General features: G+C 67.6%; 11 protein-coding genes. 2 read left to right on the forward strand and 9 right to left on the reverse strand.

Annotated features, from left to right (window positions below; genetic code table 11):
• Position 1: 1 nt before the first annotated feature.
• The 8 genes from LTI14_RS07435 to LTI14_RS07470 form a co-directional block, all read right to left on the reverse strand.
• The gene (locus tag LTI14_RS07435) at positions 2–1,897 is read right to left on the reverse strand and encodes an FAD-binding monooxygenase (protein ID WP_241476155.1); all 1,896 of its coding nucleotides are present in this window, start codon (positions 1,895–1,897) and stop codon (positions 2–4) included.
• 10 nt (positions 1,898–1,907) lie between these two features.
• On the reverse strand, positions 1,908–2,693 hold the full coding sequence (locus tag LTI14_RS07440; protein ID WP_241476156.1) for an HpcH/HpaI aldolase family protein: 786 nt from the start codon (positions 2,691–2,693) through the stop codon (positions 1,908–1,910).
• Positions 2,678–3,463: a 2-oxo-hept-4-ene-1,7-dioate hydratase gene (gene hpaH, locus LTI14_RS07445; protein ID WP_241476157.1), complete on the reverse strand. Its 786-nt coding sequence runs from the start codon at positions 3,461–3,463 to the stop codon at positions 2,678–2,680. Before hpaH ends, LTI14_RS07440 begins: the two co-directional genes overlap by 16 nt.
• A 63-nt stretch (positions 3,464–3,526) precedes the next feature.
• Complete coding sequence (gene hpaD / locus LTI14_RS07450; RefSeq protein ID WP_241464695.1) at positions 3,527–4,636, reverse strand: 3,4-dihydroxyphenylacetate 2,3-dioxygenase; 1,110 nt, start codon at positions 4,634–4,636, stop codon at positions 3,527–3,529.
• Between the two features lie 48 nt (positions 4,637–4,684).
• A complete protein-coding gene (gene hpaE / locus LTI14_RS07455; RefSeq protein ID WP_241464694.1) occupies positions 4,685–6,190 on the reverse strand; it encodes a 5-carboxymethyl-2-hydroxymuconate semialdehyde dehydrogenase in 1,506 nt (501 codons plus the stop codon).
• 15 nt (positions 6,191–6,205) lie between these two features.
• Positions 6,206–6,868: a GntR family transcriptional regulator gene (locus tag LTI14_RS07460; RefSeq protein ID WP_241464693.1), complete on the reverse strand. Its 663-nt coding sequence runs from the start codon at positions 6,866–6,868 to the stop codon at positions 6,206–6,208.
• A complete protein-coding gene (locus tag LTI14_RS07465; RefSeq protein WP_241464692.1) occupies positions 6,865–8,352 on the reverse strand; it encodes a fumarylacetoacetate hydrolase family protein in 1,488 nt (495 codons plus the stop codon). Before LTI14_RS07465 ends, LTI14_RS07460 begins: the two co-directional genes overlap by 4 nt.
• A 169-nt stretch (positions 8,353–8,521) precedes the next feature.
• Positions 8,522–10,003 (reverse strand): APC family permease, encoded by a 1,482-nt coding sequence (locus tag LTI14_RS07470; RefSeq protein ID WP_241469444.1) that lies wholly within the window; start codon positions 10,001–10,003, stop codon positions 8,522–8,524.
• 293 nt (positions 10,004–10,296) lie between these two features.
• On the opposite strand from LTI14_RS07470, the gene LTI14_RS07475 reads away from it, so the two are divergent.
• A complete protein-coding gene (locus LTI14_RS07475) occupies positions 10,297–11,295 on the forward strand; it encodes an AraC-like ligand-binding domain-containing protein (RefSeq protein ID WP_241464690.1) in 999 nt (332 codons plus the stop codon).
• A 27-nt stretch (positions 11,296–11,322) separates the two neighbouring features.
• Positions 11,323–11,940, forward strand: a complete 618-nt coding sequence (locus LTI14_RS07480; RefSeq protein ID WP_241464689.1) for a TetR/AcrR family transcriptional regulator — start codon at positions 11,323–11,325, stop codon at positions 11,938–11,940.
• A gap of 40 nt (positions 11,941–11,980) precedes the next feature.
• Here the strand turns inward: LTI14_RS07480 and LTI14_RS07485 are convergent, their stop codons facing one another.
• On the reverse strand, positions 11,981–13,996 hold the full coding sequence (locus LTI14_RS07485; protein WP_241476158.1) for a primary-amine oxidase: 2,016 nt from the start codon (positions 13,994–13,996) through the stop codon (positions 11,981–11,983).
• Positions 13,997–14,053: the final 57 nt, after the last annotated feature.

Below are 14,053 nucleotides of genomic sequence, written 5' to 3' on the forward strand. Positions count from 1 at the left end.
TTCATCGGGTGGCCTCCAGGAAGATCGGGGCGAAGAACTCTGCCAGCGCGGCGGTGTCGGTCAGCGGCAGAACATGCGCCACGTACTGATCCGGTCGCACGACGACGACGCAGCCGTCCCGGCTGATCCCGCGCTCGCTGAAGATGTCATGCTCGGGGTGGGTGCCGAAGATCCGATCCCGGGCGGTGAGTCCGAAGGGCCCCACCGTGGGCAGGAACGCGCGCGGCGCGTGGGTGACGTCGAACTGGTCATGTGGCTGCTGGTAGATGACCTTGATGTCGAAGAGCGTGTCCTCGTCCTCGCCTCGCGGGGTGTGGCGCAGCACCGGTGAGCCGGGGTCGGTGTGAAGCCAGTGGGCCCAGTCGGCCAGCGCCGAGGGCTCTCCGGCGGCCGGGGCATCGGCGAAGACGTAGATCCTCCAGCGGCCGTCGGCGGTGGCCAGGTGTCCCAGCTGCAGCGGGTTGCCGTCACAGACCCGGGAGGCCAGCGCTGACTTGAACCGCTTGCCCACCGGGTATCCGGTGGCGAGCTGCTGATGGGTGGCCTCCCCGGTGACCAACGACGGGGTGTACTCGGTCATGAATCCAGCGGGGAATTCGATGGTCTTGACGTAGAAGTCCTCCAGCGCAGACGGGTCCTCCATCTCTTCGGGCTTCTGCGCCATCAGCGTGGACCACTCCTTGTCGAAGTCGATGAGATTCTGCGCGATGACCTGGCGTTCGCCGGAGTAGGTGTCCAGAAGCGCCGCCGGACTGCGGCCGGCCAGCACCTGCCCGAGCTTCCAGCCCAGGTTGAAGCCGTCCTGCATGGACACGTTCATGCCCTGGCCGGCCTTCGCGCTGTGCGTGTGGCAGGCGTCCCCGGCGATGAACACCCGCGGGGTGCGCTGACCGGTGAGCTCGGCGGGCACGTCGTCGAACTTGTTCGTGACCCGGTGCCCGACCTCGTAGACGCTGTGCCAGGCCACGTGCTTCACGTCCACCGTGTAGGGGTGCATGATCCGGTTGGCGTTCTCGATGATCTGCTCAATGGTGGTGCTGCGGACCTGTGCGCCCTCACCGGGCTGGACCTCACCGAGGTCCACGTACATCCGGAACAGGTGTCCGCCCTCGCGCGGGATCAGCAGGATGCTGCCGCCCGAGCGTGACTGGACGGCGCACTTGCGTCGGATGTCGGGGAAGTCGGTGACGGCCAGGACGTCCATCACGCCCCAGGCGTGATTGGCCCGGTCCCCCTCCATGGTGCAGCCGATGGCGGTGCGCACCCCGCTGCGCGCCCCATCGGCGCCGAGCACATATTTGGCCCAGACGGTGCGCTCCTGGCCCGCCTCATCGCCGGCGGCGCGGCGCAGGGTGACCTCCACCGGGTGCTCCCCGGTCTCGTGCACGGTGAGGCCGAGGAACTCCCAGCCGAAGTCCGGGGTCATCCGGGAGGGAGAGTTCTCCATAGATTCCGCGAAGTAGTCCAGCACCCGGGCCTGGTTGACGATCAGGTGCGGGAATTCGCTGATCCCGTGCGGGTCATCGGCGGGACGGGCGGTGCGCACGATGTTCTCGGGCGCCTCCGGGTTGGGCTTCCAGAAGGCCATCTCGGTGATGTGGTACGCCTCGTTGGAGATCTCGTCGGCGAAGCCGAACGCCTGGAAGGTCTCCACGCTGCGGGCCTGGATGCCGTCGGCCTGACCGACCTCGAGTCGGCCGTCGCGCTTCTCGATGATCCGAGTGTGCACCTGCGGGAACTGGGCCAGCTGGGCGGCGGCGATCATCCCCGCCGGGCCGGTGCCCACGATGAGCACGTCCATGTGCTCGGGGAGCTCCTGCGGACGGTCGAGTCCGACGCCGGCGGGCGCCTGGACACGGGGATTCTTGGAGACGTAGCCGTGATGGTGGAACTGCATGGATGACTCCTCAGTGAGCGGTGCGTGGGATGAAGTCCGCGGCGAGCTTCTCCGAGCCGCGCGCCACGAGCGAGACGTCGGCGCCCACGAGCACCCAGGACGCTCCGGCGTCGAGGTAGTCACGGGCGGCTGCCGGGTCGAAGGCGTTGACGCCGGCGGTCTTGCCGGCGCGCGCTGCGGCGGTGAAGGTGGCCTTCACAGCGTCGACCACCTGGGGGTGGGTCTGCTGACCGAGCAGCCCCATCGAGGCGGAGAGGTCGCTGGGACCGGCGAAGATCCCGTCGATGCCCTCCACCGCGGCGATCGCCTCGGCGTTCTCCACACCCTGGACGGTCTCGATCTGCAGGTGGATGCTCACATGCGAGGCGGCATCGTCGAGGTAGTTCGGCACCCGGTTCCAGCGTCCGGAGCGGGCCAGCGCGTTGCCGATCCCGCGGCGCCCCGCGGGCGGGTACTGCGTGGAGGCGGCGACCTGGCGGGCCTGCTCGGGCGTGGAGATCATCGGGATCAGCAGGTTCTGCACGCCGAGGTCCAGCACCTGCTTGATGGTCACCGGGTCGTCGGAGGAGAGCCGGACCAGCGGGGTCACCGGGTACCCGGAGAGCGCATGCAGCTGGGCGAGCACGGATTCAAGCCCGTTGGGTGCGTGCTCCATGTCGATGAGCACCACGTCCAGCCCCGAGCCGGCCATGATCTCGGCCATCACCGGGGACCCGGAGCAGACCCATCCGCCGATCAGCGGGCGGTCGGCGGCGGCCAGGTCCGCGCGCAGGGTGGGGTTCAGTTGAAGCGGCATGTCAGGGTTCCCAGCTCTCCATAGTCACAGGTGACGGTGTCTCCGGGCTCCACCCACATCGGGCGGGTGAAGGAGCCGGCGAGGATCAGCTCCCCGGCCTGCAGGCTGTCGCCGTGCTGGGCCAGCTTGTTCGCCAGCCAGACCACGCCCATGGCGGGGTGGTTGAGCACGGCGGCGGCCACGCCGGACTCCTCGATGGTCTCGTTGCGGTAGAGCAGCGCGGAGACCCAGCGCAGATCCACCGCGTCCGGGGCCACCGGGTTGCCGCCGTAGACCATGGCGCCCATCGCGGCATTGTCGCTGATGGTGTCCACGATCGTGCGGCCCTGCATCTCGATCCGGCTGGAGAGGATCTCCAGCGCGGGCACCACGTAGTCGGTGGCGTCCAACACGTCGAAGACCGTGACTCCGGGGCCCTTCAGCGGCTTGCCGAGCTTGAAGGCGAGCTCCACCTCGATGCGCACGTTGGAGAAGCGGCTGTGCTCGATCACCGAGCCGTTCTCGAAGACCATGTCGTCGAAGATCGCCCCGTAGTCGGGTTCGGTGATCCCGGTGGCCACCTGCATGACCTTGGAGGTGAGCCCGATCTTGCGGCCCACCAGCCGGCGTCCGGACGCCACGGCGCGGCGTCGCCATTCGTTCTGCACCGCGTAGGAGTCCTCGATGGTCATCTCGGGGTGGCGGGTCGTGAGCCGCGGGATCATGCTGCGCTGCGCCTCGGCTTCGGCGAGCTCGTCGGCGATGGTGGTGATCTGCTCTGGTGTCAGCATTGTGCACTCCGGATCATGGCGCTCCTGATCATAGGTCTCCCGGTCATAGGTCTCTGGACAGCCTCAGAGCTGGTGGCCCAGCTTGTACTCGCCCTGTTTCCAGGAGGGCATGGAATCCTCGTCGTCCTTGCGGGTGTAGGAGAACCCGTCGGCGCCGATGGTCACGTCCATCTCGGAGCTCTCCGTGCGCTCCACCGAGGGCACCGGGCGTCCGTGCAGGTCCAGCACGGTGGAGGCCTCGGTGTACCAGGACGGGACCACCGGGTTGCCCCACCAGTCGCGGCGCTGGTTGTCGTGCACGTCCCAGGTCACCACCGGGTTGTCCGGGTCTCCGGTGTAGTAGTCCTGGGTGTAGATCTCGATCCGGTGCCCGTCGGGGTCACGGATGTAGAGGTAGAAGGCGTTGGAGACCCCATGTCGGCCGGGGCCGCGCTCGATGTGGTCGGAGAGCCGCAGCGCGCCGAGCTTGTCGCAGATCGCGAGCACGTTGTGCTTCTCATGGGTGGCGAACGCGACGTGGTGCATCCGCGGTCCCGCGCCGCCGGTCATCGCGGTGTCATGGACGGTGGGCTTGCGCCGCATCCAGGCCGCGTAGGTGGTGCCGTGCTCATCCTGGATGTCCTCGGTGACCCGGAAGCCGAGGTCCTCCATATAGGCCACGGCCTTGGGCACGTCCGGTGTGACCTGGTTGAAGTGGTCCAGCCGGACCAGGGCGCCAGGGGTGTAGAGGTCATAGCGCCAGGCCAGCCGCTCCACGTGCTGCACATCGTGGAAGAACTCGTAGGGGAAGCCCAGCGGGTCCTGGACCCGCACCGAGTCGCCGATGCCGCGGGTGAAGCCCTCCTTGCGCCGAATGACCTCGCAGCCGAGCTCGCGGTAGAACGCCTCCGCCTTGTCCAGGTCCTCCGGTGCGCGCACCCGGTAGGAGAAGGCGGCCACGGCGGCCTGCTCCCCGCGGCGCAGCACCAGGTTGTGGTGGATGAACTCCTCCATGGAGCGCAGGTAGATCGCGTCCTCGTCTTCGGCGGTGACCGTGAGGTCGAGGACATCCACGTAGAAGTCGCGGGAGCGCTGCAGATCGGTGACGATCAGCTCCATATAGGCGCAGCGCAGGATGTCCGGCGCCGGTGAAGAGGGGGTGGGAATCCGACCCGGGATGGGGTTGTCATTCATCAGAAGCGTCCTTGCTCGATGGTGGAAGGTGTGGGGTGCGGTGAAGCCTCAGTCGGCCTTGCCGAATACCGGGTTGTGGACCTCGCCGAGGTTGATGTGCACGGCCTGCTGGTCGGTGTAGAAGTCCAGTGAGCGGTAGCCGCCCTCGTGGCCCAGTCCGGAGGCCTTGACCCCTCCGAAGGGGGTGCGCAGATCCCGGACGTTGTTCGAGTTCAGCCAGACCATCCCGGCCTGGACCGACTGGGCGAAGTTGTGCGACCGCTTGAGGTCATTGGTCCAGATATACGCGGCCAGCCCGTACTTGGTGTTGTTGGCCAGTTCCAACGCCTCGGCGTCAGAGTCGAAGGGAGTGATGGCGACCACCGGGCCGAAGATCTCCTCCTGGAAGATCCGCGCCTCAGGCGCGACGTCGGCGAAGACCGTGGGCGCCACGAAGTTCCCGCTCGGGAACCCCTCCGGGCGACCGCCGCCGGCAAGAAGCCGCGCCTCGGTCTTGCCGATCTCGATGTAGCTCATCACCTTCTCGAAGTGCTCGGGGTGCACCAGCGCGCCGACCTCGGTGCCGGGCTCGTGCGGCAGTCCGACCTTGACCCGCTTGGCCTGGGCGGCGTAGCGCTCGAGGAACTCGGGGTAGATGCTGCGCTCCACCAGGATCCGGCTGCCGGCGGTGCAGCGCTCGCCGTTGAGCGAGAAGACCCCGAAGATGGTGGCGTTGACGGCCGCCTCAAGGTCAGCGTCGGCGAAGACGACGGCGGGCGATTTCCCGCCGAGCTCCATGGAGAGGCCCTTCAGCGCCGGTGCCGCGTTGGCGAAGATGGTCTGCCCGGTGCTTGATTCACCGGTGAAGGAGATCAGCGGCACGTCCGGGTGCTTGACCAGGGCGTCACCGGCCTGCTCACCGAGCCCGTTGACCAGGTTGAACACGCCCCTGGGCAGTCCGGCCTCTTCGAAGATCCCGGCCCACAGGCTCGCCGAGAGCGGGGTGAACTCGGCCGGCTTGAGCACCACCGAGTTGCCGGCGGCCAGGGCGGGAGCCAGCTTCCAGCTCTCCAACATGAAGGGGGTGTTCCAGGGGGTGATCAGTCCGGCCACACCGATCGGCTTGCGGCTGACGTAGTTGATCTGTCGTCCCGGCACCTTGTAGACGTCATCGGCCTGGGCGACGATCAGATCGGCGAAGAAGCGGAAGTTCTCGGCAGCGCGGCGGGCCTGCCCGAGGGCCTGGGTGATGGGCAGCCCGGAGTCGAAGGACTCCAGCTCCGCGAGCCGGGCGCCGCGCTCTTCGACGAGGTCGGCGATCCGGTGCAGCACCCGGGAGCGTTCCCGGGGCAGCGTCTCGCGCCAGGTCCCGGTCTCGAAGGCGCGGGCCGCGGCGGCCACGGCGAGGTCGACGTCGGCCTTGGTGCCGGCGGCGGCGCTGATGTAGACCTCGTTGGTCACCGGGTTGAGCACCTCGAAGGTGCCGCCCTCTGCGGAGTCGAGGAACTCGCCGTCGATGTAGTGCTGGATGCGTTCCGGCAGATCGGCCGGGACGGGGCTCTGGTAGTCGTTCATCTCTGGTGGGTCTCCTTAGGAGTCGGTGCGCTGCTGGCGGTAGGCCTCGACGGTGCGCCACTTGTGCTGGCGCACTGCCATCTCGATCTCCAGCGGCTCGGCATTCTCACGGATGAGTCGAAGGATGTCGTCGTGCTCCTGGACCGAGCGGGGCGCCCGGTCCGGCACGAAGGCGAAGGTGGAGCTGCGCAGCCCGGACATCCGGTTCCAGCCGCGGTCGGCGAGCTCGGAGATGTGCGGATTGGGGCAGCGCTGGAAGAGCGCCCGGTGGAACTTCTCATTGAGCGAGGTGAAGGCCACCGGATCGAAGTCCTCGAGCATGGCGCGCATCGAATCGTTGATCGCCTGGGCGCGGGCGAGGTCGGCGTCAAGCATCAGCGGCAGCGCCAGCGCGGTGGCCGCACCCTCGAGCACCCCGAGTGTCTGCATGGTGTCGATGTACTCGTCCTGGTTGACCATGGCGACCCGGGCGCCGACATTGCGTTCGAACTCGATCAGGCCCTCGGCCTCGAGCCGGCGCACCGCCTCGCGGACCGGGACCACGCTGATGCCCAGCTCCTTGGCGATGGCGCCGAGGACCAGCCGGTAACCGGGGTTGAACTCGCGGCCGACGATGCGCTCGCGGATCCAGTCGTAGGTCAGCTCGGACTTGCTGATCCGCTCATCGATGCGGATCACGGGCCCTCTCCCTTGACGAGGGGGGCCTCGGCGCCGGCGCGTCCCTGTTCGGCCTCGTAGCGGGCGCGCCAGGTGGAGTTCATCGGAAAGAGTCCGTCCACCGGGTTCCCGGCCTTGACCTGTTCGGCGACCCAGGCGTCCTCGGCCTCCTTGACCAGCGCCGCCTCGGCCACCTCGTCGGCGATCGAGGGCGGGAGCACGATGACGCCGTCGTCGTCGCCGACGATGATGTCGCCTGGCTGCACGGTCGCTCCCCCGCAGGCCACGGTGAGATCGGCGTCCCAGGGGACGTGCTTGCGGCCGAGCACCGCCGGGTGCGGGCCCTGACTGAACACCGGGAGTCCGATCTCGGCCACGGTGGAGTAGTCGCGCACCCCGCCGTCGGTCACGACACCGGCGGCACCGCGATGCAGCGCACGCAGCGCCAGGATGTCTCCCAGGGTTCCCGAGCCGCGCTCTCCGCGGGCCTCGATCACGATGACCTCGCCGGAGTGCACGGAGTCGAACACCTGCTTCTGGGCGTTGAAGCCGCCTCCGCGGGAGGCGAAGAGGTCTTCGCGGTGGGGCACGAAGCGCAGGGTCCGGGCAGTGCCGATGAGCTTGTGGCCGGGGCGGGTGGGGCGCACGCCGTCGACGGTGACGTTGTTGTACCCGCGTCGGCGCATCTCCTGGGAGAGGGCGGCGACCGGCACCTGTTCCAGCGTGGCGCGCAGCTCGGGATCCAGACCGGGGGCCTGCTTCGGGGGCAGGCCGGCGGCCTCCCGGGAGCCCCAGGCCTCTTCGCGCTGGGTGTCGTCCACGCTGGGCAGCGAGCCCAGGGCGGGATCGAACACCCCTGGTCCCTCCGTCACCGGGCTGACCAGTCGGCCGCTGGTGAGCCCGCGGGCGGCGTCGACCTCGACTTCGATGGTGTCCCCCGGCTCCGCCACCGAGGCGCCGGCGGGAGTTCCGGTGAGGATGATGTCTCCGGGCTGCAGGGTCATGTGCTGGGACAGGTCGGCGATGAGCTGGGTCAGCGGAAAGATCATGGAGCCGGTGGCGCCGTCCTGGACGAGGTGACCGTTCTTCCAGGTGCGCACACGCAGCTTCCTCGGGTCCACCTCCGCGGCATCGATGAGTTCGGGGCCCACCGTGGTGTAGCCGTCGCGGCCCTTGTTGCGCACGTTGGAGCCCTTGTCCGCGGCGCGCAGATCGTAGAGCCCCCAGTCATTGGCCGCGGTGACCGCGCGGACGTGGCTCCAGGCGTCATCGGCGGTGACCTGACGTGCGGCGGTGCCGATGATCAGCGCGATCTCACCCTCGAAGGCGAGCAGCTCGGTCCCGCCGGGACGCTGCACGGAGTCCCCGGAGACGCCCAGCGAGCTGGTCGGCTTGAAGAAGTAGGACGGGGTCGCCGGGCGCCGGCCGCGCTCCGCGGCGCGGGACTCATAGCTGATGTGCACGGCGACGATCTTGCCGGGTGTGCCCAGTTCCTGCGCAGTCATATGGTCTCCTCGACGATCCGGCCCGGATCCCTCCGGTAGATGATATTCCAGATCGTATACGGTATGTGATGCGACGCACAACCCCTTCGCGTGGTTGCTGCCCGGGGAGCCGCGATGCGCTGGGCCGCGCAGCGCGGAGTGCACTGCAGGGTCTGAGCCCGGCTGTGATTCACCCGATGTCTGCTCCGCTCACGCTGGCGTAGAGCTCGGGCCGCCGGGTGCGCAGGTATTCGCCCCAGATGAGTCCCAGGATGCCCGCCCCGACGATCACACCGGGAAGCACGACCACCAGCGGGGAGAAGCCGTCGGAGTCGATCATCACGTCGAAGTTGAACATGATCAGCACCGCGATGATGCCGAGTCCCACGGCTGAGATCAGCGGCGCTATGGTGCGGACGAACAACGGGTGCTGCTGCGGATCCCGATTGAAGTAGCGCATGATGGCCACCGAGGTCAGGCACAGCAGCAGCACCAGACCGAATCCCGCCGCGTTGGTCAGCCAGGGGAACATCGTCATCACCGGGAAGAGCGGACCGAAGTCGGAGCCGACCCCGGCCACGGCGAAGATCAGGATGAAGACCACGCCGATCACGCTCTGGGTCAGCGAACCTGCCACCGGGGCTCCGTTGGAGGCTCCGGTTCGCCCGAGGATCTGTGGCAGCACCCGAGCCCGGCCCAGCGAGAAGAAGTACCGGGCAGCCGCATTATGGAAGGCCACCATGGCGGCGATGATGCTGGTCATGAACAGCACTGCGGCGAGGTTCACCAGCAGCGCAGGCAGATGGCCGTCGAGGAAGATGAAGAGCAGGTCCGGGCCCCATTCCTGGGACTGGGCCACGATCTGCGAGGGGCCGATGCCCACGGCGAAGGCCCAGGCGGAGAAGGCGTAGAAGACGGCGATGATCGAGACCGCGATGTAGGTGGCGCGCGCCACCGATCGCTCTGGGTTCTTGGCCTCCTCCGAGTAGATCGCACCTGATTCGAACCCCATGAAGGCTGCGATGCCGAAGGCCAGGATGGCCCCGAGGCTGCCGTTGAACCAGTTCTCCAGCTGCAGCGGTGCGGCACTGATCCCTTCGGGGGACGTCGAGAGCGAGAGCACGCTGACCACGATCACGACCAGGAACTCCAGCAGCACGATCACTGCGAGAACCTTCGCCGAGAGGTCGATGCGATTGACCCCGAGCGCGCCGACGATCACCCACCCCACCAGGGCGCAGATCCACCAGGCGACCTCCAGGCCGAAGAGGTCATTGACGATCGACGAGGCGGTGAAGCCGAAGACTCCGTAGAGGCCCACCTGCATCGCGTTGTACGTCACCAGAGCCAGGAAGGAGCTCCCGATCCCGATCCGGGTGCCCAGCCCGGCTGTGACGTAGGCGTAGAAGGCGCCGGCATTCTGCACGTAGGTGCTCATCCGCCCATAGCCCAGCGCGAAGAACACCAGGATCACACCGAGCAGCAGGTACCCGACGGGCACTCCGATCTCAGCGGTGACGGCGAAGCTCGCGGTGGCTCCCCCGGCCAGGACCGTCAGCGGTGCGGAGGCTGCGATGATCAGGAACACCAGGGCCGGGACTCCCAGTGTTCGTCTGGCCAGGGTGGTGTCCTCGACCGCCGTGGGCCGGGTGGGGGCAGTGTGCTCAGTCATCAGGGTGCTCCATCTGCTCGCAGGTGCCGGCGAGAGTGTCGTTGCAGGTGCAAGTGCCGGTGCCGGTGCCTCGAAGTATCTCGAGCCGAAGCCCAGCGTGTCTTGCATCACGGTGCAGCGGCCTTGCGCATCCGGGCGGAGATTCTCGAACCCCGTCAGCACCGACCCTTTACAGCCTGTGTGATCACTGTCACACTGAAGGGCCACCAAGGTTCACGTGTTCGGAACGCCTGTGTCCTCGATCTTGAGCACGTGCTCAATAACCTGGTGTGAACCCCTGCACAGGAGCGACGATGCACACGATCAACACGACGAACGCCGATCTCGAGCCGCTCTCCCCTGACCTGCCCCTCCCGGCCTCCGATCTCGCGACGTGGCGCGAGGCCATCGCAGCCGCCGTCGTGCCGCTGGAGATCCAGGCGAAGCCGGGCACCACCTTCGCCGGACACATCCGCAGCTCTGCCGTTGACGGCGTGGGGGTCTACGAGCTGCTCACCACGGCCCACACGGTGCGCCGCACGCCGAAGCTGATCTCCAAGGACGATTCCCAGTTCTACAAGCTCAGCCTGCAGCTCTCCGGCCGCGGCATCCTGGAGCAGGATGGCCGCCGCGCCGAACTGGGCCCCGGGGACCTGGCCATCTATGACACCCACCGCCCCTACGCCCTGCACTTCCCGGAGCCCAGCCGGACCATGGTGATGGTGATTCCGCGGGAGCCGGTGGAGCTCACGGCGGAACAGATCGCCAGAGTCACCGCGACCTGCTTCTCCAGCGACCGGGGCTTCGGACGACTGATCAACCCGTTCTTCGTCGAGCTGTGCAACAGCATCGAGCAGCTGCCCGGAGCCTATGGCGCCCGGCTGGTCCATTCCGCGCTGGATCTGATGGTGACCATGCTCGCCCATGAGCTCGACACCCGCAGCGGCGGACCCAGCTCCCCCACCGGAAGCCTGCATCGGGAGATCCGCGAGTACATCCTGAACCACCTGGGTGATGAGACGATGACCCCGGCATCGATCGCCGCGGCCCACTTCGTCTCGCTGCGCTACCTGTACACGATCTTCGCGGAGGAGGGCGAGACGATCTCCGCCTGGATCCGGGCGCGGAGGCTGGAACACATCCGCCGAGATCTGGTGGATCCGATCTACGCGCAGCGACCGGTCTCCTGGGTGGCGGGGCGCTGGGGACTCCATGACGCGGCGCACTTCTCCCGGCTGTTCAAGGCCGAGTACGGAGAGTCCCCGAGCGTGTACCGGCGTCAGCGCCTGGCCGGGGGGTCACTGGCCGCCTGAGCGCGCACGATGCGGGAGAATCAGCTCATGCCGAAGAAGATCGATCGTGAAGACCGCCGCCAGCAGATCGTGCGGACCTATCTGCGCATCGCCGATCGCGACGGCCTCGAGGCTGCGACCTCCCGCGCCGTCGCCACGGAGCTGGGCGTCTCCACCGGATCGCTCTGGCACTACTTCTCCGGGTTCGACGACGTCGTCTTTCGGGCCTTCACGCTGATCTTCGAGCGGACCAACACGCGGATCACCGAGGGGGTCGGGTGCCATTCAGGACTGCGCGCACTGATGGCCCTGCTCGAAGAGGTCCTTCCGGTCGGCGAGGAGACCGAGCGTGAGGCGCTGATCGTCACCAACTTCTGGGGCCGCGCCTCCTCCAAGCCGGCGCTGGGTCAGTTCCAGACCGAGGTGGGAGTGAAATGGCGCCAGCAGATCACCGACCACCTGAGCGAGGCGATCGACGCCGGGGAGCTCACCGCCGCTGCGCCGGTCGAGGAGATCGCCGATGTGCTCATGGTGCTGATCACCGGGCTCCAGGTGGAATGCGCGCTGCGCACCCCGCTGGCAGACACGCAGAGGCAGTGGCGGACTGTCCGCCACTGCCTCTCCTCCTGGCTCACCCAAGCTGGCCGCGCCGCCGTCGAGCTCTGACGGACTCCCACGTCAGGTCCGGGCGGAAGAGCAGGTCAGCTCAGCTGCAGCCGCACCCGCAGGACTTCTCCTGCCCGGATTCTCCCGACTCCCCCGCGACGCCCGACTCCCCCGCGACGCCGGACTCCCCGGTGGCGCAGTGTCCGGAGGTCTCCGGTGGCACGTCCAGGGTCGGGTTGCGGTCGAAGAAGCCGTAAGGCGTGAGCTTGAACCCGGCATAGTCCACCGGCATGATCGGCCAGTCCTCGGTGCGCGGGAAATGGGTCAGCCCGAAGGTGTGCCACAGCACCAGATCCTGTCCCTCCAGGGACCGGTCCTGCTCGATGTAGCTGGACAGGCCGCCGAATCCAGGATTGAGGTTGACCTGATCCCCCGCGGGGAACTGCTCATCGGGGTGATGCTGGGTGACCCACAGATGGTGCCCGGCGAAGGCGGCGCGGCGCCGGATCGAGGAGTCTTCAGCCGCCAAGAGGGTGGGACTCTCCTCGGGATGCAGCAGATAGGAGGTGGGGGCCCCGACTCGGTTGGTCTTCTCCGCACTGCTGATCTGCCAGACCCGACCCACCGACCCCTTGGCATCGCGGACGGCCTCCTTCTCCGAGCGCAGCCGGGTGAAGCTGCGGGTGAAGGCGTTGCCCCAGGGATTCTCCTCGCTGGTGGGCACCCTGACGGCGTCGATCTCATCGACGGAGTTGCTGATCCCGTCCACGGTCATGTCCAGCCTCGCGCAGAAGAGGTGCTGGTGGACCGGCCCGCCCAGGCCCGGGGCGAGCTGCGTGGCGTAGGGGTAGTCGGGCGAGGGCATCCCGGAGGTGAAGACGATGCCGGTGGCCTTGGACTCGAGCTCGATCTTTCCGTCCAGATAGAGGTACCAGTAGAAGCCATAGTCGTAGTTGCCCACGGTGACGAAGAAGGACACCACGAGGCGGCGCTGGCGGCGGACCTCGCTGGTGCCGGAGAAGTCGTCGGTGTGCTTCCAGAGGATGCCGTAGTCCTCCTCGTGGATGCAGATCGCATTGGGCAGCGTCTTCGGCTGGCCGTGGTCATCGACGACGACGGCGTCCACGTAGGTGATCTCACCCTTGCAGTCGCAGCCGAGCTCCAGCGCGTTGGCGAGCCGGCCGAACTGGTACTCCCCGACGTCGAAGTAGTTCTGCCAGGCGTGGGAGGGCGAGGGGTCGCCGTAGTTGACCACCATCTCGGCGATCGAGCCGCGATAGAGGATGGGCCTGTCCACGCCGTGGTCGTGGAAGCTCAGCTGGTGCAGCGTCAGGCCTTCGCGGCCGTTGAACCCGACCCGGACCTTCCAGTTCTCCCAGGCGAGCACCCCGTCCTGGAGGCTGAAGCTGACGCCTTCGGGCTGGGTGATGGAGATCGGCTTCAGCGAGGTGCGGTGTTCACCGCGCACGGCAGGGTCCAGGTAGTCACCGGACTCCTCCGGCACGTGCATGACCTCGGTCTCGACCACACGCAGGACCTTCTTGTGGGTCAGGTCCACGTGGGCGACCACTCCGTCGATCGGATGCGCCCAGATCGAATCGCTGGGGTAGTCCTGGCGGAAGGCGAGCGCGCGGACCATCCGCACACCGACCTCATCGGCGTAGCCGAAGATCCCGGCGGAGAGCCCGACGACGACGACCTTGTCCAGATCGGTCACGCCGCGCTTCGCGATCGCCTCGACCCAGCGCGGATCAGCCTTCACGATCGGGTCCGCGCCGGCGAGGTCCTCGTCGAAGCTCGGCGCGGATCCCTTCTCCACAGCGTCGACGTCGCGGCGCGCCACGATGGCCTCACGATCCAGGTCCAGCACGAGCTCGGTCAGTGTCAGCGTGTTCAGGTCGGTGAGCAGCAGCGCCACCTCCCGCGGCAGATGCACCCCGGGCGTCCAGGCCATGACGTCGTGCTTGGCGGGTTCGCGCAGCGTCACGTAGGAGATGCGGGTCGCATCGTTCAGCAGCGATTCGCGCTCCAAGACGCTTCGCATCGCGTCGATCTCGGAGACCGAGAGGGGCGTCAGGGGGTGGCGGTCCTGCTGGTCTGGGGTCTTGTCAGCCATGGTGATCCTCCTTATAGTTGAGCGCACGCTCAACAATAAATATGACACATCTCACAT

Source organism: Nesterenkonia sp. YGD6 (assembly GCF_022565895.1).
Classification (GTDB): domain Bacteria; phylum Actinomycetota; class Actinomycetes; order Actinomycetales; family Micrococcaceae; genus Nesterenkonia.